The sequence below is a fragment of the Pseudofrankia asymbiotica genome, assembly GCF_001983105.1.
GTDB lineage: Bacteria > Actinomycetota > Actinomycetes > Frankiales > Frankiaceae > Pseudofrankia > Pseudofrankia asymbiotica.
This window is the reverse complement of sequence record NZ_MOMC01000024.1, coordinates 36,701-60,865: the sequence shown is the minus strand read 5'-3', so window position 1 is coordinate 60,865 and position 24,165 is coordinate 36,701. Positions and strand designations below refer to the sequence as shown.

The 24,165-nt window shown below is 72.4% G+C and carries 15 protein-coding genes; 9 read left to right on the top strand and 6 right to left on the bottom strand.

Annotated features, from left to right (window positions below; translation table 11 throughout):
* Positions 1-5: 5 nt before the first annotated feature.
* Positions 6-803, bottom strand: coding sequence for a peptidoglycan recognition protein family protein (locus BL253_RS12905; protein WP_076816847.1), 798 nt, complete (start codon positions 801-803; stop codon positions 6-8).
* 534 nt (positions 804-1,337) lie between these two features.
* Here BL253_RS12905 and BL253_RS12900 point away from each other — a divergent pair.
* From BL253_RS12900 to ahcY, 3 genes are all read left to right on the top strand, one after another.
* Complete coding sequence (locus tag BL253_RS12900; protein ID WP_198946252.1) at positions 1,338-2,399, top strand: GNAT family N-acetyltransferase; 1,062 nt, start codon at positions 1,338-1,340, stop codon at positions 2,397-2,399.
* Positions 2,400-2,572: 173 nt separating this feature from the next.
* Positions 2,573-5,125, top strand: a complete 2,553-nt coding sequence (locus tag BL253_RS12895; RefSeq protein ID WP_076816688.1) for an efflux RND transporter permease subunit — start codon at positions 2,573-2,575, stop codon at positions 5,123-5,125.
* Between the two features lie 164 nt (positions 5,126-5,289).
* Positions 5,290-6,726, top strand: coding sequence for an adenosylhomocysteinase (ahcY, locus tag BL253_RS12890; RefSeq protein WP_076816686.1), 1,437 nt, complete (start codon positions 5,290-5,292; stop codon positions 6,724-6,726).
* Positions 6,727-6,835: 109 nt separating this feature from the next.
* Here the strand turns inward: ahcY and BL253_RS12885 are convergent, their stop codons facing one another.
* Positions 6,836-7,036: a DUF1918 domain-containing protein gene (locus tag BL253_RS12885; RefSeq protein ID WP_076816684.1), complete on the bottom strand. Its 201-nt coding sequence runs from the start codon at positions 7,034-7,036 to the stop codon at positions 6,836-6,838.
* A gap of 709 nt (positions 7,037-7,745) precedes the next feature.
* On the opposite strand from BL253_RS12885, the gene BL253_RS12880 reads away from it, so the two are divergent.
* Positions 7,746-8,885, top strand: coding sequence for a phosphatase PAP2 family protein (locus BL253_RS12880; RefSeq protein ID WP_420801652.1), 1,140 nt, complete (start codon positions 7,746-7,748; stop codon positions 8,883-8,885).
* 407 nt (positions 8,886-9,292) lie between these two features.
* Here BL253_RS12880 and BL253_RS12875 read toward each other — a convergent pair whose 3' ends face one another.
* The gene (locus BL253_RS12875) at positions 9,293-10,513 is read right to left on the bottom strand and encodes an acetyl-CoA C-acetyltransferase (protein WP_076816681.1); all 1,221 of its coding nucleotides are present in this window, start codon (positions 10,511-10,513) and stop codon (positions 9,293-9,295) included.
* A 400-nt stretch (positions 10,514-10,913) separates the two neighbouring features.
* Here BL253_RS12875 and BL253_RS12870 point away from each other — a divergent pair, with 400 nt between their 5' ends.
* Positions 10,914-13,097, top strand: a complete 2,184-nt coding sequence (locus BL253_RS12870; RefSeq protein ID WP_076816843.1) for a C2 family cysteine protease — start codon at positions 10,914-10,916, stop codon at positions 13,095-13,097.
* Between the two features lie 365 nt (positions 13,098-13,462).
* Here BL253_RS12870 and BL253_RS12865 read toward each other — a convergent pair whose 3' ends face one another.
* A complete protein-coding gene (locus tag BL253_RS12865; protein ID WP_076816679.1) occupies positions 13,463-14,227 on the bottom strand; it encodes an alpha-ketoglutarate-dependent dioxygenase AlkB in 765 nt (254 codons plus the stop codon).
* A 576-nt stretch (positions 14,228-14,803) separates the two neighbouring features.
* Here BL253_RS12865 and BL253_RS12860 point away from each other — a divergent pair.
* Together BL253_RS12860 and BL253_RS12855 are read left to right on the top strand one after the other, a co-directional pair.
* Positions 14,804-16,573 carry a hypothetical protein gene (locus BL253_RS12860; RefSeq protein ID WP_131831486.1) on the top strand — a complete coding sequence of 590 codons (1,770 nt, stop codon included), beginning with the start codon at positions 14,804-14,806 and terminating at the stop codon, positions 16,571-16,573.
* Positions 16,574-16,625: 52 nt separating this feature from the next.
* Positions 16,626-18,548, top strand: coding sequence for an FAD-dependent oxidoreductase (locus BL253_RS12855; protein WP_116438852.1), 1,923 nt, complete (start codon positions 16,626-16,628; stop codon positions 18,546-18,548).
* Positions 18,549-18,641: 93 nt separating this feature from the next.
* On the opposite strand, the gene BL253_RS12850 is transcribed toward BL253_RS12855, so the two are convergent.
* Positions 18,642-20,126, bottom strand: coding sequence for a hypothetical protein (locus tag BL253_RS12850; protein ID WP_131831485.1), 1,485 nt, complete (start codon positions 20,124-20,126; stop codon positions 18,642-18,644).
* Between the two features lie 818 nt (positions 20,127-20,944).
* Between BL253_RS12850 and BL253_RS12845 the strand changes: the two genes are divergently transcribed.
* Both BL253_RS12845 and BL253_RS43695 read left to right on the top strand, forming a co-directional pair.
* Positions 20,945-21,472, top strand: coding sequence for a peptidylprolyl isomerase (locus BL253_RS12845; RefSeq protein ID WP_076816674.1), 528 nt, complete (start codon positions 20,945-20,947; stop codon positions 21,470-21,472).
* Between the two features lie 209 nt (positions 21,473-21,681).
* A complete protein-coding gene (locus BL253_RS43695) occupies positions 21,682-22,944 on the top strand; it encodes a rhomboid family intramembrane serine protease (RefSeq protein WP_081438276.1) in 1,263 nt (420 codons plus the stop codon).
* Between the two features lie 84 nt (positions 22,945-23,028).
* Here BL253_RS43695 and BL253_RS12835 read toward each other — a convergent pair whose 3' ends face one another.
* Positions 23,029-24,159, bottom strand: coding sequence for an SAM-dependent methyltransferase (locus tag BL253_RS12835; RefSeq protein WP_076816838.1), 1,131 nt, complete (start codon positions 24,157-24,159; stop codon positions 23,029-23,031).
* Between the last annotated feature and the right edge of the window lie 6 nt (positions 24,160-24,165).

Here is a 24,165-nt window from a genome sequence, read left to right as displayed (position 1 = left end):
TGAACTCAGCGGTTCATGCCGGTGAGGATGTAGCCGATCTTCAGCCAGGACTCCCGGCCAACGATGCCGTCAGGGGCGATCGGACCGTAGTACGGCGAGTTGAGCCGTTGCAGCGAGCCGACCCTGGCCACGGTCTTCGGGCCGAAGGCGCCGTCGGGCGTGAGTCGGTTCGGGTCGCCTGTCGGCGCCTCGTGGCCGAAGATGATGTTCAGCGCGTTCTGGAGGGTGACGACCTGCGGGCCGCGGTCACCCTGTCGCAGGGTCGGCATCGAGACGTAGCGCTGCTGTGCCTGAGTGGTGCCAGAGCCACCGCTCATCGCCAGCGCGGCTGCCAGAATGTCCGGCCGGCGGTTCGCGCGGATGGTGCCGGGGCAGGAGTGGTTGCCCCAGGGCACGCCTCCCATGCGATGGGTGCCGAGGCCGTACCCGTCCACGCTGTCGGTTATCTCGGCCTTCCAGCCGAACTCGGTCATTCCCCACGCGTACAGCTCGGCGAGCCGCTGAACCTGGACGGGGGTGTAGTCCTCGGTGTCGTAGCCCTCGCACTCCACCGAGATCCAGTACGGGTTGCCGGCCGCCTGTGCCCAGGCGCGCTGGTCCAGTGCGACGTACTGCTCGAGCGCGCCGCCCTTGGACACCCACAGATGGCTGGAGACCTCGCTCGCCGGGTTGTTGAACATCCCGTACAACGAGYCGTTGCCCACCTGGACGTGCGGGATCAGGCCGCGGGTCGGCTGCACCATCGCGCCGGACGTGTTGCGGACCGGGCGCCAGGTGGCGGGCGCGTATCGGGTGGCGGCCACGGTCACCGCCCTCGCCGTCGCGGCGTGGCGGCCGTGACCACCGCGCCGCGCGTGCCCGTTGCCGCCCTCGCCGTGCTGGTCCGTGTGTCCATAGAAATCCCTACAACCACCTTTGCCTGTTTTGGATCTCTGCCTGACCCGATGGCTGGACCGTCGCCCGCCATGCCCAGAAAAGCGCAACTTGCGGCAACCATCGCCTGTGGTGTCCATCACGTCTTTGGTGTCGGCTAGATGGCCCAGCGGCCGATAAGTCCAGTACCAGCAGAGATGCATCTCGCCGGCCTGACTCACGCGGCGCGCGCTCACATCACGAAGTAGTTCACTCATGACCCGAACGGTGGCGATCCTGCCCGAAATCGGCGGGTCGACGGCCGAGCGCCGACCCGGGAGGCGCCGCCCCGGCGCCGCRCATGCGCGTACCCGACAAGGCTTGGATACCGTTAGTGACGGTATATCGACGCAGTGCGATACCAGCCGTCTCGTCGGTCTGGAACCAGCCTGGCCACCGCTCCACCCCTTTCTAGACTTCGGCGCATGGTTGTGCCGGCTTCTGCCAGTCCGCGTGCTGACGACCAGGCTGTCGCCGAGGTCGCCGTCCTGCCCGGTCCGCCGCCCGCCGCGGTGCGGGCGCTGCGGACCGCCGTGTTCGTGGACGAACAGGGGGTTCCCGCCGAGCTCGAGCACGACGACGCTGACGCGCACGCCGACCACGCGGTTGTCTGGGACGCCCGCGGCCGGGCGCTCGCGACCGGCCGCCTGCTCGACCCGGCGTCGGTCCCGGGCCTGGACACGGGTCCCGAGCCGGGTCCGGGCGAGGCGGTGCGCGGCGTTTCGCCGGCGGAGCCGGCCGGGGTGATCGGGCGGGTGGCGGTCCGGCCGGAGGCGCGTGGGCGGGGTCTCGCGCGGGTCGTGATGGCGGCCCTGGAGCGGCGGGCCGCCGAGCGTGGCCTGCCGGCGATCCGGCTGCACGCGCAGGCCGCGGTCGTCGGGCTCTACGTCGGGCTCGGCTATCACGCGTTCGGGCCGCGTGATCTGACCGCGGGGATCGAGCACGTCTGGATGACCCGCTCGATCCTGCCGGGCCTGCGGGCGGTCAGGGACGCCGACGGCCCGGCGCTGGAGCGCCTGATCGGCGGGATCTGGGCCGAGTATCCGGGCTGCGTGCTCGACGTCGACGGTGAGGAGCCGTGGTTGCGCGCCCCGGCCGCCGCCTACGCCGGCGACACCCTCCCTGGCCGCTATCGCGGCGCGATGTGGGTGGTCGCCGAGGAGGACAGCGCCGCCGACGGGGCGCCGCTCGCGGGCTGCGTCGCGGTGCGGGAGACCGAGCCGGGCCGGGTCGAGCTGAAGTCGCTCTACGTGGCGGCCACCGCGCGCCGGCGCGGCCTGGGTGCGTCGCTGACGCGCCTGGTGGAACGCGAGGCGCGTCGACGGGGCGCCTCGGTCGTCGAGTTGTGGACCGACACGCGGTTCACGGACGCTCATCGCTTGTACGAACGACTTGGTTACGTAGCGACAGGAGAGGTCCGGGACCTTCCCGACCTCTCTAACACAACGGAGTTCCGGTATAGCAGAGAGCTACCGTCGCAACCCTGACCGGTTCGTATTGCGATTTTCTTGCTGCATCGCGAAGTTGTTGTGCTGGTTGRCCGGTCAGGGCTCCACACGTCGACGTCTTCTGGGCTATACAGCTTGGAACCTGTTGTCTAACTCACAAGTAACCTGCGGGGCCGCCACCGTCGCCCCACTGATCCGCTGGGAGCCCGCTCGTGTCCACACCCCCAGGTCCCGCTGAGCCGCGCGGACCCGAGCCAGCTGGCCGTTCCGGCTCCTTCTGGACGTCGGCAGCGCAGAAGGCTGGGAAGCGTGGTGGCATTGTCGCGATCATCGCGGTCCTGCTCACAGTGGGCCTGGGCTTCGGCATCACCCAGCTGGAGTTCAGCACCGATCAGAGCAACTACCTGAACTCCGACTCGGAGATCGCCAAGGACAACGTCTCCTACCAGTCCCTGTTCGGCGGCGAGGCGATGATCTCGGACCTGACCGTCGACAAGGGCAAGAAACTCACCGATCTGTTCACCCAGCACAACCTCGCCGAGTTCGACGCGGTGACCAAGCAGCTCGAGRCCGACCCGCGGGTCGTAGCCGTCATCACCCCGGTGACCGCCCTGCAGTTCACCCACAACCTGGTCACCAGCTCTGACGGCAACCCGGTGAACAGCCCGGCGGGGAAGATGCTGCTCGGCGCGCAGCAGCGGGACACCGATCCCACCTCACAGGCCAAGCGCCTCCAGGACTCGATCGCGACCCTGGGCCGGATCAACCAGATCCCGCCCGCGCAGCAGACGCTCAGCAACCCGGCCTGGGTCGACTTCCTGCTCCATGACAACAGCGGCAAGGTCCGTACCTCGCTGCTGCCGTTCTTCCCGAACGATGACAACGCCCAGATGGTCGTGCGGCTCGCCGGCAACGCGGACATCAAGACCGCGGGCGGCGCGGCCACCCTCGTAGAGGACGCGATGGGGGCGCGGCACTTCGACAACGCGCACGTCGTAACTACGGGCGCCACGGTGCTGCTGCGCGACATCAACGACTACCTGCGCGGAGGGTTCCTCACCCTCGGCGCGATCGCCGCGGCGCTGATGATCGGCCTGCTGCTGGTGGCGTTCGCCGTGCGCTGGCGGCTGCTGCCGCTGGGCGTCGTCGTCATCGGCCAGGTCTGGGCGTTCGGCCTCGCGGGTTACGTGGGCCTACCGCTGAACGTCGTGACGATCAGCGGACTGCCCGTACTGCTCGGCGTGGGCATCGACTTCGCCGTCCAGCTGCACAGCCGGGTCGAGGAGGAGGCGCAGCTCGACCGGGCCGACAACCCGGTCGCCGAGGCGCTGCGCCGGCTGGTGCCGGGCCTGGCGCTCGCGACCGTCGCCGCCGTCGTCGCCTTCCTCGCGCTGGAGTTCAGCGCGGTGCCGATGATCCGCGACTTCGGCACGCTGCTGGCCATCGGCCTCCCGGTGATCGTCATCGCGACCATCCTGCTCACGTCCGCGTCGCTGGCGTGGCGCGAGCAGCGCAGCCCGACGCCCGCCAAGGACTACACTCGCGGGCCGCTGGGGCGCGCCACTGTCACGCTCGGCTCGCTCCCGCGCGCCGCGGCCATTCCCCTGGTCGTCATCGCGATCGCGCTGTTCGCCGGTGGCGCGGCCACCGAGGRCAAGCTCAAGGTGYAGACGGACCCGCAGAAGTGGGTCAACCAGAACAGCCAGGTCGTCAAGGACCTCGACTACCTGAGCGACCACACGGGCACGACCAGCGAGCTCGGCGTCTTCATCCAGTCGAACAACGTCTTCGACGACCAGACGGTGGCCTTCGTCGACGGCCTTGCCCGCGAGCAGCTCGCGAAGCACCACGAGGACCTCACCAACGCCTCGAGCCTGGTCACGACCGTCGGCTTCCTGCTCGACGTCCCGGGCGCGAAGACGGTGCCGCCGACCGGCGAGGACGTCCGCGCCGCCTACCGGGTCGCCCCCGAGGCGATCAAGCGCAGCACGGTGAACCTCGCCAGCGCGAACGGCGACGCCGGCGCGCTCAACCTGATCTTCCAGACCGGTCCGCGCACGCTGGAGCAGCGCGCGGTCGTCGTCAAGGACATCAGGGCGACGGTGAACCCGCCGGAGGGCGTGCGCGCCACTCCGTCAGGTCTCGCGGTGGTCGGCACCGGGCTGCTGGACAACATCAACGAGAACCGGGTCGAGCTCACCTACTACGCGCTGCTGGGCGTCTTCCTGGTGCTGCTGCTGCGTTACCGCGGACCGGTCAAGGCGCTGCTGTCGGTGGTGCCGGTCCTGATCGCGGTGGGGCTCACCACGCTGATCGCCTGGCTGTCCGGTCTGGAGCTCTCGCCGCTGACCGTCGTCAGTGGCCCGCTGGTCATCGCGCTGTGCACCGAGTTCACGACGCTGATCGTGCAGCGTCATCTCGAGGAGCGGGCCCGCGGGCGCTCACCCCGCGCGGCGGTCGACGAGGCGGCGGCGCGCACAGGGCGGGCGTTCCTCGTGTCGGCGGCCGCGGCCGTCATCGGCGTCGTGGTGCTGGCGTTCAGCTCGTTGCCGCTGCTGCGGGACTTCGGCCTGCTCGTCGCGCTCAACGTGGCGGTGGCGTTGCTGTCCGCCCTGGTCGTGCTCCCGCCGCTGCTGGTGTGGATGGACGACCGCGGCTGGGTCTACCGGCCCAGGGGCACCGGCCCGCGGGTGCCGGACCAGCCACCGACAGGCGGCGAGACCCTGACGCAGGGTTCGCCGGTCGCCGGGGACGCGCGCTCCTAGGCGGGTCTGAGCGGCGAATGTGAGGCGAGGCGCCGCGCGCCCGAGGGCGTGGCGCCCAGTGCCACCCAGTACCGTATGCGGTACGGCACGGGCACGGTTTACCCGCGCTCGCGCGCGCCCTGACTCCCGGAGTCAGGGCGCGCTTCGAGCGCTGAAGGAGAGAGATGAGCTTCGACTTCAAGGTCGCGGACCTTGCGCTGGCCGAGTTCGGCCGCAAGGAGATCCGACTGGCCGAGCACGAGATGCCGGGCTTGATGGCGACCCGTGCCGAATACGCCGCGAGCCAGCCGCTCAAGGGCGCGCGGATCATGGGATCGCTGCACATGACGATCCAGACCGCCGTGCTCATCGAGACGCTCGTCGCGCTCGGCGCCGACGTCCGCTGGGTCTCGTGCAACATCTTCTCCACCCAGGACCATGCCGCCGCCGCGGTCGTCGTCGGCGCGAACGGGACCAAGGACGCTCCGGCGGGTGTGCCGGTGTTCGCCTGGAAGGGCGAGACGCTGGAGGAGTACTGGTGGTGCACCGACCAGGCGCTGGCCTGGCCGGACGGCGGTGCCCCCAACATGATCCTCGACGACGGCGGTGACGCGACGCTGCTCGTCCACAAGGGCGCCGAGTTCGAGAAGGCGGGCGCCGTGCCGGCGACCGACCCCTCGGACTCCGAGGAGTACGCGATCGTCCTCGACACGCTGCGCAGCACGATCGCCGCGAAGCCCGGCCGCTGGACCGCGGCCGCCGAGGCGATCAAGGGCGTCACCGAGGAGACCACCACCGGCGTGCATCGCCTCTACGAGATGCACAAGGGCGGCTCGCTGCTCTTCCCGGCGATCAACGTCAACGACTCGGTCACCAAGAGCAAGTTCGACAACAAGTACGGCTGCCGCCACTCCGTCATCGACGGCCTCAACCGGGCGACCGACGTGCTCATCGGCGGCAAGGTCGCGGTCGTCGCCGGTTACGGCGACGTCGGCAAGGGCTGCGCGGACGCGCTGCGTGGCCAGGGCGCCCGGGTCATCGTCACCGAGATCGACCCGATCTGCGCGCTGCAGGCCGCGATGGACGGCTACCAGGTCACCGTGCTCGAGGACGTCGTCAAGATCGCCGACATCTTCGTCTCGACCACCGGTAACYTCAACATCATCACCGCCGACCACATGGCGTCGATGAAGCACCAGGCGATCGTGTCCAACATCGGCCACTTCGACAACGAGATCGACATGGCCGGCCTGGGCAAGATCGCGGGCATCGAGAAGATCAACATCAAGCCGCAGRTCGACGAGTGGGTCTTCCCGGACGGCCACTCGGTCATCGTGCTGGCCGAGGGCCGGCTGATGAACCTCGGCTGCGCCACCGGCCACCCGAGCTTCGTGATGTCGAACAGCTTCACCAACCAGGTGATCGCGCAGATCGAGCTGTTCACGAAGACCGACCAGTACCCGATCGGCGTCTACACGCTGCTCAAGCACCTCGACGAGAAGGTCGCCCGGCTGCACCTGGACGCCCTCGGCGTGAAGCTCACCAAGCTCACCAAGGCCCAGGCGGAGTACATCGGCGTCGACGTCGACGGCCCCTACAAGGCCGACCACTACCGTTATTGATCGCTGGTCGGCCGCCGTCACCGACGGCGGCCGACAAGCCGCACGACACGAGGGCCGCTCCCGCTACCGGGAGCGGCCCTCGCCGCGTGCGGGCCACGCTGGCTGGTTCTCAGACGCCGGCGTGCTGGGAGGCGAAGAGCTCCAGGACCGAGTCGGGGCCCGGGAAGAACATCACCTCGTGGCCGTCGTCCCAGCGGATCATGTAGGGCGGCCCGTTCTCGCCGCGGACGTCCAGGATGACTCCGTGCCGTTCGGGCTGGCCGACGATGCGGCTGTGGACGCATACGCGGTCGCCGGTCTTCGCGTGCATCGCGATCCTCCTCGGCTTTGGCGGTGAACGGTGTCCGTTCGGGCGATCACGACAAATAGTTACCCCGATGTTTCTTTAAGTAACGTCCGCGCGGCGGCAGGTGGGAAGGGGCGTGGACACTGTCCCTTCTGGGCGGTATGTCGATCCGACGCTCGTAGGTCGTGGCGTGGCCTACCCGTCGCCCTTTGCCGCAGGGCCGGGTCGTTATGTCACTCGCCGTGCCGATGATCGGGGTGTCGTCGTGGCATGGAGTGCTGGTCCACCTGTCTCTGGGCGTCAGCTGGTGCGTGGGYACGGCCGGAGGATGGCCGCTGGATGGCCGGTCGGTGACGGACATGGCCGCGAGTAGATGAACGTTCAGGACATCTGGTGGAAATAGTTGCCCCACGTTTGCTGTTGAGTCATGTCGATCCGGCGGTGAGCGACGCGAACATCGTTACGTATTGTGTTCGCATCGTTCGCTTTTGTTGTCATTGTCGAATGGCGAGGCGTGGATGACACCGTTGCTCGACCGATATGTGTCGATTCAACTCCTGAGTGTTACTCCGTCGGCGTCGTTTCGTCGCATAGGGCGACCAGCTGGTTCGACTCGGAGCCGAGAGATGTGTCACCAACCCACCTGTTGTGCTTACCTGTCGGTTAGTAGGACGGTGTAGAGCGGGTCCCCAGGGGGGTGGGGAGGTGTTCTGATGCGTAGGGGTGCGATGTGGTGAGCATTCCGTGTCCATCTGGCCCGCGAGCGGGTGATGGCGTTCGGTTCCGCGGGCCGGCCGAGGTTGTCGGCTCCGAGCGTCCCCCGCCATCGCGAGCGCGCCGCGCGTTCCTGACGTCCTTCTACTTTCTCGGCCAGATCGCCCTGCTGGGCGGGCTGTTCATGGTCTACCGGCTGGGCAGGACCCTGGCGGACGSCCGGCGGGTCGAGGCGCTGCGGCACGCGCTGGCGGTCTGGCACTTCGAGCGGCTGCTGGACCTGCCCGACGAGTCATCGATCCAGCGGCTCGCGCTGCGCTCCACCGATCTGCTGGAGTTCGCGAACCGCTTCTACATAACTGTGCACTTCCCGGCCGCCATCGCGTTCCTGCTCTGGGTCATGATTTTCCAGCGGACGCACTGGCGGCGGGTACGGAATGTGATCATGCTGTCGACGGGTGTCGCGCTCGTGATCCACATTTTCTACCCGCTGGCCCCGCCGCGGTTCCTGCCGGCCGTGAGCCCGAACATCCCCTTCGTCGACACCGGCGTCGTGATCGGCCCCTCGGCCTACAACGAGGTGGGTGCCGCTCAGGCGAACCAGTACGCGGCTATGCCGAGCCTGCATATCGGCTGGGCGATCCTGGAGGCCTGGGGAGTCATCACGATCCTGCGTTGGCGGGCGCGCTGGCTCGCCGTCGCCCACCCGGTCGTCACCGCGCTCGTCGTCGTGATCACGGCGAACCACTACTGGCTCGACGGCCTGATCGGCGGCGGCCTGGTCTGGGGCGCCATCGTCCTGACCCGGCAGCCTCGCTGGGACCGCATCACCACGGTCACCCTCGCCCCAGCCCGACGCGTCCGCGCCGCGCTGCGCTACCGCCAGCCGGCCGAACACCCGCCGGCTGGTCCGCCGTCGCTCGACCTGGTGCCCGCCATGGCGAGACCGGTCCCGCCGGCCCGTCAGGCGAGCAGCGGCACCGCCCCCTTCGCCCTCGCGCAGGCATCGGCCAGGATGCGGGCCAACCCCCAACCCGAGACCACCGAGAACAACCCGCAAACCAGTTCAGAGTCGGCCGCCCCAGCCCCAGCCCCAGCCCCCGCCCCCGCCCCCGCGCCCCGCCACGAGCGAAGCGACGCGACTCCCGGACCCCTCTAGAGGAGCAGGCCCGGAGTCTGGGCGAGTTGTGGTAGTCCACAGCCCGAGCTTCGAGGGCCCTGTCGCCACGCGAGACCCAAAAGCCCTCTGGACCGACCCGAGTCATGCCCTCCGGGGCCTGGCTCTCATCCGCCCATGGGGAGTGGTGGCCAGAACGACGGTCTTCGCCCCCACGGGCCATGGCCAGATCCCCTGGGGCACGACGGGCCAGGTCGGCCGGTCCCTGATCGTCCAACCCGCACCGGGAGCGAAGCGGCGGCTATGCGAACGCCGCGGCTTCGGGTTGGTGACGCCACAGCGGAGGTCGCCGCAGCGCCCGTGAGCGGAGGAGGACGGCGCGCGGAGGTCTCGTCCGCAGCGAAGCAAGGACGGGGCCGGAGCACGCCGCCCGGACGGAGCCGAACCAGCTAACTCAGCCGTTCCACGATCATCGCCATGCCCTGGCCACCACCGACGCACATGGTCTCGAGGCCGATGGTCTTGTCCTTGGTGCGCAGGCCATTGAGGAGCGTGGTCAGGATGCGGGCGCCGGTCGAGCCGAACGGGTGGCCGAGCGCGATGGCGCCGCCGTGCACGTTGAGCTTGTCGAAGTCGATGCCGAGTTCGCGAGCCGACGGCACGACCTGGGCGGCGAACGCCTCGTTGATCTCGACGAGGTCGATGTCGTCGATCGTCATGCCAGCGCGGCCAAGCACCTGGCGCACCGCCCCGATCGGCCCAAGGCCCATGACCTCCGGCGACAGGCCGGTCACGCCCGTCGCCACGATCCGGGCCAGGGGGGTCAGGCCGAGCTCGCGGGCCCTGGTGTCGCTCATGACGACCACCGCGGCGGCGCCGTCGTTGAGCGGGCAGGCGTTGCCGGCGGTCACCGTGCCGTCGGGGCGGAAGACCGGCTTCAGGCCGGCGAGCGCCTCGAGGGTGGTGCTCGGCCGCGGGCCGTCGTCCGCCCGGACGACCGTGCCGTCCGGCAGGGTGACCGGAATGATCTCCCGTTCGAAGAACCCGTCCGCGATGGCCTTGGCTGTGTTCTGCTGGGAGCGCAGCGCGAACTCGTCCTGGTCGGCCCGGGTGAGCCCGGTGTGCTGGACGACATTCTCGGCCGTCTGGCCCATCGCGATGTAGATGTCCGGTAGCACCCCGTCGATGCGCGGGTCGGTCCAGCTGGGGGCGCCGCCTTCGGCGCGGGCCTTCGTGCGGGCCTCGGCGTCGGCGTAGAGCGGGTTGTGGGTGTCGGGCAGGCCGTCGGCGTTGCCCTTCACGAACCGGCTGACCGTCTCGACGCCGGCCGAGATGAAGACGTCGCCCTCACCCGCCCTGATCGCGTGGAAGGCCATCCGGGTGGTCTGCAGCGACGAGGAGCAGTAGCGGTTCACCGTGGTTCCGGGCAGGAAGTCCATGCCCAGCTCGACGGCGACCGCGCGCGCCATGTTGAAGCCCTGTTCACCGGCCGGCTGTGCGCAGCCGAGCATGAGGTCGTCGATCGCCGTGGGATCGAGCTCGGGCAGCTTGTCGAGGACAGCCCGCACGAYGGTCGCGGCCAGGTCGTCCGGGCGCAGATCCTTGAGTGATCCCTTGTATGCACGGCCGATCGGGGACCGGCCGGTGGCGACGATGACGGCCTCGGGCACGTTGGGCTCCTTCCACGGTGTCCGGGCGTAGGGGCCGCACGGCCCGCCCCGGTGCTCTCCCGTAACGGCCCTGCCGGGCTCGCCCCGCGCCGGCCGGAACGGGCCTTCGCCGGGCAACGGGCACCTCGCCCAAGCTAGCGCAGTTCGCCCTCTCGAGCCCGCTATCCAACCCGGTCGTGATCATGCGGCCTCGCGACATCACCTCCACCGTGTCCTAGCCTGACCTCGATCGGCACAGCATGATCATTCCGCATGGTCACACCGACCGGCGCGTGGCGTGTGCGTCGTTGTCGACGTCATGCCGATGGCGTGGGCCGCGGGCCGGCGGCCATGGCCGTGCGGCCACCAGGAGGTCGGTGAGGCGATGCCTTCCGGATACGCGATGCCTTCCGGGTACGCGATGTCTTCCCTGTACGAGAGTGCCCTGGAACGGCGCGCTCCGGCCGCGCTCGGGAGCGCGGCCGCCGAGCTGCGGGCCGCGGCGGTCGAGCTGCGTGGGCTCGCCGTGACAGCCTCCGGCCTGCTTGGCCCCGTGCTGAGCCTGGACACCCCCGAGACCTGGTCGTCGCCGTGGCAGCGGCGCGCGACGGCGCGGGTCGACGGCTGGCTGCGAGCGCTGGGCGGCGGTGTCGAGGCGATGGCCGCCCGTGCCCGCTGGTACATCCGGGTCGCCGACGCGTTCGAGGCCGCCGCCGCGGTGGGGCCCACCGTCGCGGGAGCCGGCGGCGCGGCGGGAGCCGGCGGCGCGGCGGGAGCCGGTGGCGCGGCGGGGGAGGGCAACGCGGGCGGCGGGGCCGCCCCGCCGGGGGCTCCAGACGTCGGGCTCGTGCCACGCCTGCCGGAGATGCCTCCCGGCTGGGACATTCCCGACGCGGCACTGCTGCGCGAGCTGGCCACCGGCAGCGGTACCGGCACAGGTACAGGCTCGGCGGACCCGTTCCTTGCCGGGCCGCTGGGTGCCGGCGGCTGGCGGACCAGGCGCGCCTCGCCCTCGGCGGACGTCTGGGCCGGCGCGGGCGCCGCCGGCCGCGGCGTGGATGGCGGCGCCCGCGCCGGCGACCTGGGCGGAGGTGGTCCGGTCTCCCTTGACCTCGGCCCGCTCGGCGCGCTGGCCGGCAGGCTGCGCGCCGCGGGCACCGCCGCGGCCGAGCTCGCCACCGCCGTCGGGCGGACGGACGAGACAGCCCTGGACACGGTGGTCGCCGTTCTCGGCGCGGCGGCCGCGGCGACGGGTGGCGGCCTCGCCCAGGCACTGGGCGCCGCCGCGTCCGCGAGTCCGCCGGGCGCCTTGCGGCTGGCCGGCCTGCCCATGACGACCGACGTGCTCCGGCTGGGCGCGCACGCCGTCGCGGCCGGTGGGCCAGATCTCGCCGCGGCGATCGAGCGCCGAACGGCTCACTTCGTGGCGGCCGAGGAGGCGGTGCGGGCCGGCGGGGTGCTGATCGACCCGCGCGCCTGGTTCGACGACGCTCCGCCGCCGAGCCTCGGCTGGATCAGGACGACCGCCGCCGGGCTCGTCGCCCTGGTCGGGACCGACCCCGGCGCGCTGTCCGCCGCGGACATGCGGGAGGTCGGCCGGCGGCTGGCGGCCCTGCCACCGGCCGTCCGCGAGGCGGTGATCAGCCGGCTGCGTGGTCAGCCGTTACAGGTGCTGACCGGAGCGCTCACCCGTCTGCTGCGCCACGTGGCCGCCCGGTCGGACGACGAGCTCGAGGCCCTGGCCGCGGTGCCGGACCTGCTGCTGGCGAGCGCGCCGGCCGTCATGCTCACCGAGCTCGTCCGCCTGCTGCCCGACCTCGAACCGGCCCCTCCCGAGACCGGGACCCCGAGCTCCGACGGCGTGGATGAGGCGAACCGTGCCGACCCGGTCGTCCGGGACGGTGTCAGCACCTCCGACGTCGGCCAGGGCGGCCTCGGTGACTGCTATCTCGCCGCGGCGCTCATCGGTCTGGCCCGGCAGCGTCCCGACCTGCTCATCGAGGGAATCCGGGAGAACCCGAACGGCACGCTCACCGTCACCTTCTACCGCGACGGCCGGCCCTTCCCTGTCACCGTGACGCGCGCGCTTCCCGGCCTGCCCGCCGGTGACGCCGCCGGCGGAGCGGGCGGCGCCGGGGCCGGGGCCGGCGGCGCGCGGCCGGTGCCCACGATGGCCGCGTTCGACCTCGCCGGGCGGCCGGAGCTGTGGGCCGCCGTTTATGAGAAGGCCTATGCCCGGCTCAACGGTGGCTACGACGCGATCAACGGCGGCGATCCCGGCGTGGCCGCGACCGACCTCACCGGACACGCCCATCGCGCGGTGCCGCCGGGCTCCATCAGCGTCGCGGACGTCGCGTCGCGGCTGGCCGTGGGCGACGTGATCACGGTCTCCACCCGGCCGGGCGCGGCGGACAAGCCACCGGCCGGGTCGGCGGTCGGTCTTGCGGGGCAGCACGCCTATACGGTTCTGGCCGCGGACGTCGCGGGTGGACGGCTGCTGCTGCGCAACCCGTGGAGCAGCCCCGGCGAGGAGTTGACCCGCTGGTATCGCTGGGACGACCTGCGKCCCTGCCTCCGGGCAGTCATCCTGACCCCGACGTCCTGACGCGGGCCGCTCCAGCGCCGCTCTGGACCGCGGTTGAGGCGGGGGCTTCGGGGATCTGGGGCTTGGACAACCCGTTCGGGGCGAGGGATCTCGCCTGGATGTTGTTGGAACCCGCCTCAGGGCGTCAGCCGCGCCTCGTCATGGGCTCGCGCGCGTTGTTCGCGTATGCCTGTTGGGCATATATGTCCGCTGATTGTGACCGTGGTGACGCGGCCGCGTCGTGGCGAGCGCGCGACGAGCGCCAGGTGCGCGCTCGCCGGCCCTCTCGATCACCGCTCGCCCCACCGAAGGTCGAGCGCTCCTCTACCGCTCGCCTACCGCTCGCCATGGTTTCACTCGTCAGTGGTTCGTCGCGTGCGTCCCGCTCAGCGGCCGAAGTGCCGGGCGGCCGCGTAGCCGGCGCCCTGCAGTGGCCTGCCAGTGCGGGACGTCCATCGCCACTGCACCGAGATCCGGCCGCCGACGTGACCGGCGACCCTGGGCACGCCGTGCAGCCAGTCCGCCTGGGCACGCCCACCCAGCACGAGCAGGTCGCCCGGGCCGGGCGCGAGATCGAGCAGGCCGGTGGCGTCGCTCGGGTCGTTCAGGATGCGGCGGCCCGGGGCGAGCCGCACCGGCTTCACGGTCCACGGCCGGCGGGCTCCCAGCGTGAGAATCGCGATCACGGTGTCGTCGAGCCACCGCAGCTCCTTGTCGCGGTGTACCGCCACCGAGTCCGCGCCGTCGCGGTAGTAGGACATGCCGTAGCCGTCGAACTCGATGCCGTAGCGCCGCCGCAACGCCGCATGCGCGGCCGTCAGCTCGGGGACGGGCGGCGGCCGGCCCGCGTCGTACCAGGCACTCAGCCGCGGCGGGACCACGTATTTCTCGTAGCGCCACATCGCGCCGGCCCGCCACTGCGTGGCGTCGCGGACCCGCTGGAAAAGCTCGCCCGCGCCCGGCAGCCAGCCGCGACCGACGTCCACCCAGGATGTCCGGTCGAGCCAGTGCCGCTCGAGAGGAACCGCCGCCAGCGCACGGGCGAGGGCGGGGACGTCGACCCGATCGGCTGGTGGCGAGACATCGCCCGCGGCGGCTGGGCCCGCGGCGGCTGGGCCCTCGCCGGCCTGGCCGGCCTGCTCGGCGGACATGGCCCGACGCTACCGGGGATCTCCGACACCTTCCGGCGGTTGCGGCCTTGTCGTCATCGCGGATCTCGTCGGTCTGGCCGCCCATCGGCCCGCGTGCGGTCGAAGGACGCGGGGCCGTCGTAGGTGGATGGTTGCGGCCGGGTGGGCTGTCGGTGGGTCGGCGTTTCCCGGCGTCGGTTCTCGTCGGGCGGGGGGCGGACTGACCGTCGGCTGGACCCGTCGCGAGTGCATCRCTGACGCGCATAAGCGCTGGTCAAGCGCTCTCGAAGCGCTCACGCAGGCATGTTGCCGTTATGTGTGCCCCTTGGCCGCGCTCCTCTTACCGCCGCGCCAGCGCGGGGTAACGTTCGTCAACCGGCATAGCCAGCCAGCGCGTCGCACAGACCGCCGACATCCGACACCGACCCGAACCGACCCAGAGTCCCTCGGCCCGGCCCTTCACCGACTCGCCGGCCCGATGTTCATTTCGCCACGCGGCCAGCAGCTCCGTCTGGGTTTCTCGGTCCCACCACCCGGTGGGCCGCGGTGACCGGAGCTTCGCCCGAGACCAGCACGCAGGAAGGGAGGCGAGACTCCGTGGCAACCGACTCGATGCGTCAGCTCCCGCTTCCCGGAGTTCTCGTCCTGGTCTCCACGCCGCCCACCGGCGCGATCGTCGCCGACAACGTGGGTTGGCAGCGTGCCGTCGCGCAGGCGGCGCTCGCGCCCGCGGCCAAGCTGGTCGCACTCATCCTTGCGAGTCACGTCGAACCGGCCAGCGGGACCGATCCGGAGCTGCCAGCGGGTTCCGCCGTGTGCGCGCCCGGCCTGCGGGTGCTGGTGACGCAGACCAAGTACAGCCGCACCCACGTGCAGCGTCAGCTCGCGCTGTTGCGCAGGCTGGGCTGGCTCACCTCGGTGGGCCGGCCCGCCGCCGGCCGTCCGGCGCGGTTCGTGCTGACACTGCCGCGGGACGTCGCCCGTTCCGCCGGAGTGGGACTGGCCACGCCGTCCGCCCAGGCCCAGGACGCCGCTCGCGCCACCACGGCCATGGGCGCCCCGGCCGCCACCGCGGACCCGGCGGAACGGGCGCACGGCCGGCTCGCGGCCGTGGGCGCCACCGAAAACGCGACGGATGCCCCGACCTCTGCCGGCGCGGCCCGTCAGGACGTGCCCGACGAGGTGGCCGCGGTCGCCGAGGCCGACGCCGAGCTGGCGCCCGCCGCGGCCGGCGCTGGCGGCGGCGCGGCCACCGCCGGCGGACACCTGCGCCGCCGGGCGGGCGGCCGTGGCCGACCGGCCCGGCCGGCTACGACGGAGCGAGGGCGGGCCAGGATCGCCGGCACGCTGACGCGCCCCGGCGCGCGGCCTGGTGCGCCGGGCTCCCGTCTGGAGTTCACCGAGGACGCGGATGCGCTGCCATCCAACGTCATGCCCGACCCCTTCAGCCTGCTGACCGGCTCCGTCGGCCATCGGGCGGCGCCGCGCTGGTCGCCGTTGCCCACGCTCCCTGTCGCCACCCGACCTGCGCGGCCCGCCTCGTCGCCTGGTGCCGGTTATGGCGGGGGCTCGGCGGTCTGGTTCGCCGCGAGCCCGGATGCCCCACCCACGAACGCGAACGCCGGATACGCCAGGTATGCGGGGTATCCGGGGCCTGAGGGCGTCGTGCCCGAGAGTGTCGAGTCCGGGGACGTTGTTCCCGCGGACGCGCGGCCCGGGGGCGTCGCATCCGGGCCGGTGGCCGGAGATTCGTCGCCTTCCGCCAGCGAGCCGGCGGGCGGGCCGCCCTCGGCGGACGCGAAGCCGGCGACCGGGCCATCCTCGGATTCACCCGCGCCCTCGGACCCGCCTGTGCCCTCGGGCCTACCTGTGCCGGTGGAGCCGCCCGCACCGGTGGAGCCGCCCGCACCCGCGGAGCCGGTGGTCCAGGCGCCGCGCGATCCTCTGGCCGAGGCGGCGGACCAGCTGGTCGGCACCCTGGCCAGCGCGATGCGCTGTGAACCGGAGGTCTTCGCCGAGTGCGTGGGCCAGCTCACCGACATCCTCCACGAGGGCGGCTGGTCACCGCCCACACTCGCCACCCACCTCGTCCACCTGGTGGTCGGCGGGGTGAAGGTCGGTTCCGACAGCCCCGCCGACGGCCTCACCTGGCGGCTGAAGCATCTGCCGAGAACCAGTGGCGAATGCCCCTGTAGCGCCTGCCGGTCCTGGCGCACGGCCGAATCCGAGCCACCTGCCGCGTCTGGTCCGCCCGGTGCCGGTGGGGACGGGGCGGCGCCCGCGCCGCCCGGCCTGGCCGAGATCGAGCGGGCCGCCGCCGTCGGCGCCGAGCAGGCGGCTTTGCTCGCCCGAGCGCGCGCCTCCTGACCCAACGGCCCGCTCACCTGCCGGATACCGGGGCGGGCGGGATGATGGAGCCATGGGCAACACCAGCTCAGATACCGAGTTCAACGGGGCCAGCGGTCTCGATGTGGACGTCCTGGTCGTCGGGAGCGGGTTCGGCGGCAGCGTGACCGCCCTGCGCCTGGCCGAGAAGGGCTACCGCGTCACGGTCGTCGAGGCCGGCCGCCGTTACAGCGCACCTCCCGAGGCCTCCGGCACCGCGAAGAAGGAGCATGTTCGCGCTGCCCTCGGCGAGGCATCTCCCGAAGCCTCCGGCACGCAGAAGGAAGCGCGTTCTCGTCGTGGCGCGGTCGCGCCACTGCCTCGGACCAGCATGGACATCCGTCGCTACCTCTGGATGCCATGGCTTGGCTGTCACGGCATCCAGAAGATCACCCTGCTTGGTCGAGTGCTGGTGCTCTCGGGCGCCGCCGTCGGCGGTGGCTCGATGGTCTACGCGAACACGCTGTACCGCCCGCTGGAGCCGTTCTACGCCGACCCGCAGTGGGCGGGCCTGGCCGACTGGCGRGCCGAGCTCGCGCCGTACTACGACCAGGCCGAACGGATGCTCGGCGTCGTCCACAACCCGACGACCACATACGCCGACAAGGTGTTCCGGACGGTCGCCGAGGAGATGGGCGTCGGCGACACGTTCCAGCTCGCCGACGTCGGCGTGTACTTCGGACCCGAGGGGCGGCCGGCGCCGGGCGAGCCCGCCGAGGACCCGTACTTCGGCGGCGCGGGCCCGCGGCGGGTGGGCTGCGTGCAGTGCGGCGAGTGCATGAGCGGCTGCCGGCACGAGGCGAAGAACACCCTCGACCGCAACTATCTGTACCTGGCGGAGCGCCTCGGCGTCACGGTCGTCGCCGACACCACCATCCGCTCGGTGACGCCGCTGCCGGGCGGCGGCTACGAGGTCGTCGGCGAGCCGACCGGCGCCTGGCCGGCGGTCACTCCGTGGGGCCGGGTGAGGGCCCGGGGGCGCCAGCGCCGCTGGCGAGCCGGGCAGGTGGTGTTCGCCGCCGGCGCGCTCGGCACCCAGCAGCTACTGCACGCGATGCGAGCCGGCGGCCAGCTGCCCGGCCTGTCCGAACGCCTCGGCCACCTGACCAGGACGAACTCGGAGGCCATCCTCGGGGCGGTGAGGACGCGCCCCGACGAGCGGATCACCCGTGGCGTCGCGATCACGTCGAGCTTCTACCCGGATCCGCACACGCACGTCGAGCCGGTCCGCTACGGCCGGGGGAGCAACCTGCTCGCGCCGCTCGCCTCCACGATGACCGACGGTGGCGGGCGGGTGCCGCGGTGGGCGCGGTTCCTCGGTGCCTGCCTGCGCCGGCCGCACCTGGCCGTCGCGGCCTGCCTGCCGTGGCGCTGGTCGGAGCGGGCGATGATCGTCCTGGTGATGCAGTCCCAGGACAACTCGCTGGTCGTGCGCCGCCGGCGCGGCCCGTTCGGGACGAGCTGGCTGACCAGCCGCCAGGGCCACGGTGAGCCGAACCCGACCTGGATCCCAGCGGGCAACGACGCGACCAGGCGGATCGCCGCCGAGATCGGCGGGCATCCGGCCGGCTCGATCACCGAGGTCGCGAACATCCCGCTGACGGCGCACATTCTCGGCGGAGCGCCCATCGGGGAGAACCCGGAGCGCGGCGTCGTCGATGCCTACCAGCGGGTGTTCGGGCATCCCGGGCTGCACGTGGCGGACGGCGCCGCCGTCTGCGCGAACCTGGGTGTGAATCCGTCGCTGACCATCACCGCGCAGGCGGAGCGCGCGATGTCCTTCTGGCCCAACAAGGGCGACTCCGACCCACGTCCCCCGTTGGGCGCGCCCTACCGCCGGATCGACCCGGTGGCGCCGCGTCATCCCGCCGTTCCGGCGTTCGCCCCCGCCGCCTACCGGATTGGCGGCCTGCCGGTCGTCGCCGTCACCCACGTCCCAGACGCTGAAGGGCGCTGACGCCGGCCGTACGTACCGGGAGGGACCCGCGCGGCGTCGACCGCGCGGGTCCCTCCCCATCACCTGGCCGACAGGGCGCGAAGCACCCCGGCCTTAGAAACGACGGGCCGTCGAGGGGTCGCTCATCGTGTCGACGCCGGGCATCTCCTCGATCCGGCCGGAGGTGGCGTCGCTCGCCATCCGCTCCGAGAGCCGGTCGGTGCCCGGGAACCCGCCAGGGGTCGTCGGCATCGGCCGCTGACCGGCCTGCTCCTCGCGCGACGTGGCCGGCTGGCCGGCTCCCCGCTGTCCCAGGTACCGGCGAGCGGCCACGGCGGCGCCGGCGCCCGCTCCCGCCAGGAGCAGCAGGCCCACCCCGCGCCGACGGCGCTGGTGCGACTGGGCCATCCGGTGCTCGGCCCGGGTGAGGTGCTGCTCCAGCAGGCGCTGGGCGCGGTCGGCCTGCACCGTCGCCTTCTGCTCCGACTTGCGCGCGCGGCGCGAGTGGCTGTGCCGCATGGCCCGCTCGCTGGCCTCGTAGGCACGCTGGGTACGGTCATCGGCCGCGGACTGGGCCTTCTCGATCCGCCGCTGGTGCCGCTTGGACACGCCGCGCACCCGCTCCTGCCCGCCGCTGAGCTCCTCCCAGGAGAGCCCCTCCGGAATGGCCCACCGCGCCGGCTCGCCGCCCCGCTCCCGCGACGCCACGTCGCCGAAGCGGGCCCGCTCGCCCCGCTCGCCCCGCTCGCCCCGCTCGCCCCGCTCCTCGCCCCACTCGCCGCGCCGGCCCGCGCCCCGACCCCGGCCGCTGGGCTGCTCGCGGCGCTGCCCGCGTTCCCCCGAGAACCGCTCCTGGCGGCCCTCCTCGCCCCACGCCTGGCCGCGCCCGGCCAGGCGGCCAGACCGTCCCTCGACGCGCCCGGCGATCTCCTCGCCGGGCGCCATGGTCTCCCGCCGTCGTCCCAGCCAACCGCGACCACCCCGCGCCGCCGCGTCAAGCTCGCCCCACGGCCGCTGGCCGGGCGTCTCCCACGACGGCCGGTCGTGCTGCTCGTCCCAGGACCGCCCACGCTCGCGCCTCGGCCGCTCGCCGAGCCGGCTCGCCGCCCAGCCCAGGTCGGCGTCGGAGCGCTCCGACATCCGGTCGGACCGCTCCGACATGCGGGTGGAGGCGTCGGACATCCGGTGAGCCAGCGTGCTGCTGGCGTCCCGGGTCGCGGAGGCCGCCGACTGGCTGGCGCGGGCGGCGAGTCCCGCCGCGCCGGTGACCGCCGAGCCGGCCCTGCCCGCGGCGCCTCGCGCGGCCGTCTGGAGGCCGGCCTGCCACTCCTGCCCGCCGTCGCCGAAGGCCGCGCGGATCCCCGCGTGGCCGGGAGCGCCCGAGCCGGCACCGCCGAACAACTGCGACGTGCCGAGCAGGCCCGAGATCGGCCCGCCGCCGTCGTGGCCGCGGCCGGATCGCTGCTCGACCACGCCGCCAGGACGCAGGCGGCGCATGACGCCGCCGCGGTCCTGGCCGCGTGCGTCCCGGCCTCGCCTCGTGTCGCCCGGCGCCGCCCCGGTGACGCGCGAGAGCCGGTTCCGCAAACTGCTACCCATCGGTCTCCCTCTCCTGGCGTTGCCTCATGGCGTGGTGGGACGAGCCGACCCCTGCCTGCCCGCCGCCTGGTCTCCGCCGGTCCGCGTGACGGATCGAGTGGGCCGGCGCGGTGACCAGAGCGCGGGGCCGGCGATGTCTGCCCCGGGGATCCCCCCGACCGCCGCCACACATCACCTTCACTCTGTGTAGTGCTGGTAGCACTCTCGCGCCTGGGGCTGCCCTTGTCGCGGCGAGGCGCTGGGCGCGCTCGCCGGGTGTCGGGCGCTGGGCGCCCTCCCCACGTGGTAACGGGTACTGGCATATGAGGGTGGTCGCGCTGGGGATGGGCAGACGAGATGGCTGGGTTGGTGCCGCGCTGATGCGCCGTCACCATCGGTGGCTTGGTTGCGCACATTGGTCGCGAGAACGGCATCGCGACCGCCGACGGCCTGGCGCCGTGGCCAGTGGGATGTCTGTCGGGCGCTCGGCCCCTTCCAGCTGTCACACCGCGGGTGCGTGAGCGGCACATACGATCGTCGTCAGTGCGGCCGGTTCGGGGCGGCCGCGCCGGGGCGACGCAGGGCCGGCGGGTTCGTTGACGTCTGGTCGGCCTGCCCCGCGCCCGCGAGCTTCGCCGGCGGGCGAGCCTCGCTGCCGAGCCCCGCGCCCGGCTGAGCCGAGCCAAGCCGACACAAGGGAGCCGCGGTCCCGAGGGAAGCGCGCCACGCGCCGCCGGAACGCCACGCGGCGCGCAGTCGTCTTCCGGATGGGTATGCGGCCGGTGACGCCAATCCGACGCGGGCCAGGCGGCCCGCGGACACGAAGAGAAGAGAGACACATGGCCGAGGAGCTGTACGCGACGCTGCGGACGACTCAGGGCGACATCGAGATCCGGCTGTTCCCGGATCACGCTCCGAAGACGGTTCGCAACTTCGTCGGTCTCGCCACCGGCGAGCAGGACTGGACCGACCCGAGCACGGGTGAGAAGAAGACCGGCACCCCGCTCTACAGCGGCACGATCTTCCACCGCGTCATCCCGAACTTCATGCTCCAGGGTGGCGACCCGCTGGGCAACGGCCGCGGCGGCCCGGGCTACAAGTTCGCCGACGAGTTCCACCCGGACCTGTCGTTCGACCGGCCGTACCTGCTGGCCATGGCGAACGCCGGCCCCGGCACGAACGGCTCGCAGTTCTTCATCACCGTCGCCGCGACCGACTGGCTGAACCGCAAGCACACCATCTTCGGTGAGGTCACCCGGGGCACCGACGTCGTCGACGCGATCGCCAAGGTCCCGACCGGTCAGCAGGACCGGCCGCGCACCGACGTGGTGATCGAGGAGATCGCCGTCGAGCGTCGCCCCGCCTAGCTGGCCGTACCGCCCGGGAGGCGTGGCCGTGACCATGTCCACGCCTCCCTGGTGCCGACCTCGGCCGGAGGCGTTCGTCGACGTCGCCGACGGCGGCGTGACGATGACCGGGCCTCGCACGTCTGGAGGCTCGAGCTGGACAGTGTGGACAGGCCGAAGGACTCGGACGGACAGGGACGCGGGCCAGCTGGCCCGGAGGGGGTGGCGTGGTGACCGCGCAGGGCACCGAGCCCGAGCCGGCGACCGGCTCGGGGCTGGCGGCGTCGGGCGCCGGCGACGCGGGGCCCGGGCAGGGCGCGCCGGCCGCGGACGGCGAGCGCTCCCCTTGGGCTCGTCCCGCCGACGCGGGGGAGCCGTCGGCGGGGGCCTCGTCCGCGCCGGCCTCCCCGGTCGCGTCACCCAGGCCGGATGGCTCGGCCGACGCCGGCCGGCAGCCTCATGCGGCGGACGATGCCAGGCCGCCGGGCGGCCTGCCGCCTGGGCACGCCGGCTGGGCGCCGCCACCCGCGCCACAGCTCCCCCGGATGTCCTGGGGCGCGCCGCGGGTTGACGATGCCCCGATGCGGGGGGCCGACCGGGACGCGCGGCCCGCCGGCGACGGCGGCGCCGGTCAGGGATCGGGCCCCGAAACGCCCGGGCAGCAGACGCGTTGCTACCGCCACCCGCAGCGGGACGCGTATGTCGTCTGCCAGCGCTGCGGCCGGCCGATCTGCCCGGACTGCATGCGCCCGGCCTCGGTCGGCTTCCACTGCCCGGAGGAGGAAGGCTCGGCGAAGCAGGCGCCGCGCACCGAGCTCGGCAGCCGCACCCAGGCGTCGCCGGGCCTGGTCACGAAGATCCTGATGGGTCTGTGTCTCGTCGCGTACGTGCTACAGGGCCTGCCGGGGCTGACAAGCTCCAACCGGGCCAACCGGTTCACCGTGGACTACTCGCTKCTCGGTTTCAAGATCGCAGAGAACCACGAGTACTACCGCCTGGTCACCGCCGCGTTCCTGCACGGYAGCCTCCTGCACATCCTGTTCAACATGTACGCGCTGTTCCTGCTCGGAATGCAGCTCGAGGCGATCCTCGGCCGGGTACGGTACCTGGCGCTGTTCTTCGCCTGCGCGATCGGCGGTAACACATTCAGTTACCTGATGTCCGGGGAGCAGACGTTCTCCTACGGCGCGTCCACGGCGATCTTCGGATTCTTCGCCGCCTACTACCTGATCGCGCGTCGGATGCGGCTGAACACCAACCAGATCCTCATCGTCGTCGGGATCAACCTGATACTCACGTTCACGATCTCCGGCATTGACAAATGGGGACATCTCGGTGGTCTCGGCACCGGACTGCTGCTGGGCCTGCTCTACGCCTACGTTCCCTCGCGGCGCGTGGTTCTGCAGGCGGTCGGCACCGGCGCCGTCGTGGCCCTGMTGTTGGCCGCCGCGGTCCTGAACTCCCAGAGCCTGACGTCCCTTACCGGCAGCTGATCTTCGGCCGGCCGGTGAGGGCTGCCAGCGCCAGCCGCGTCGACAGCAGCCACGTCGATGCCAGCCGCGCCGATGCCAACCGCGTCAGTGCCAGCCGATCGAGGCGTAGACGGGCAGCCGGCCGATGTGAGGGCGGGAGCGCTCATCCGGCGCGTGCCACTCCTCGGCCGGGACCAGGCCCGGCTCGATCGGCTCCCAGGTACTGACCAGACTGACGGTCTGCGCGTGCGGTCGAGGACAGCCAGGCAGGCCGGCCCGCGCGAGCACCCCGCGCAGCCCGCGCGCGGAGCTCTCGTCGCAGAGCTGGGAGAAGATCAGCAGGCTGCCCCGGGCGGTGGCCTCCCGGTAGCCGAGCAGCATGCCGCGCGGGTCCTCGTGGTCGGCGATCTGTGGCAGCCCGGGCACGGCGACGAGGGCGAGCGGGCGGGTGACGTCCAGCCGGGCACGTACGCCCGGGTGCGCCAGCACCTCCGCCGGCTGGGTGATGTCGGCCCGCACGACGGCGGCCTGCTCCGTCGGCACGTCGCGCGTCGAGCGGATCGCCGTCAGCGGGCTCGGATCGACGTAGACCGTCTGGCTTTCCGGCGCCACCGAGCAGGCGATCTCGTGAACCGGGCCGGCGGTCTGCGTGCCGCAGCCGAGGGCGAGGAACTGGTTCACCCCGTTGCGGGCGGCGAACCGCACGGCCCGGACGAGGAACTCCTTGGACGCCCGCGCCGCGGCGGGCGCCTCCGGCCACTCCAGCAGGATCCGCAGCGCCCAGCGCCGGTCCGCGCGGCGATGGGAGGTGCCACCGAGCAGCGCGTCGTAGATGCCGCCCGGGGTGGGGAGCTCGTTCAGGTCTCCCTCGGGGTGGAACTCCGGTGGGATCGGGACGGTGAGGCCGCCGTCCGGGCCGGTCTGCTCGACCGGGCGCGGCGGTCCGACGGGCCGGAGCGGCTCGCCCTGCTCGCGCCGCCGGAACGGGCCCGACGCGTCGATGATGTTCGAGATCCGCGGCGGGCCGGCCGGGCCGCGGGGTTCGACCGTCCGCGCCGCGCCGCCTGACCTGAGCGTGCCGACGGCCGGGAAGTCCCCCTGTCGTGCCGGTTGGGCCGCGCGGACTGGGCCGTCACCCAGGCCCCGTTCCCGGCCGCTGGGGCGCGCTGGGAGCGACGCGGCTATGGGCATGCTGCCGCCGTGCCTTCTGGCGAGCATGGGCCCGGTGGACGTCATGTCGTC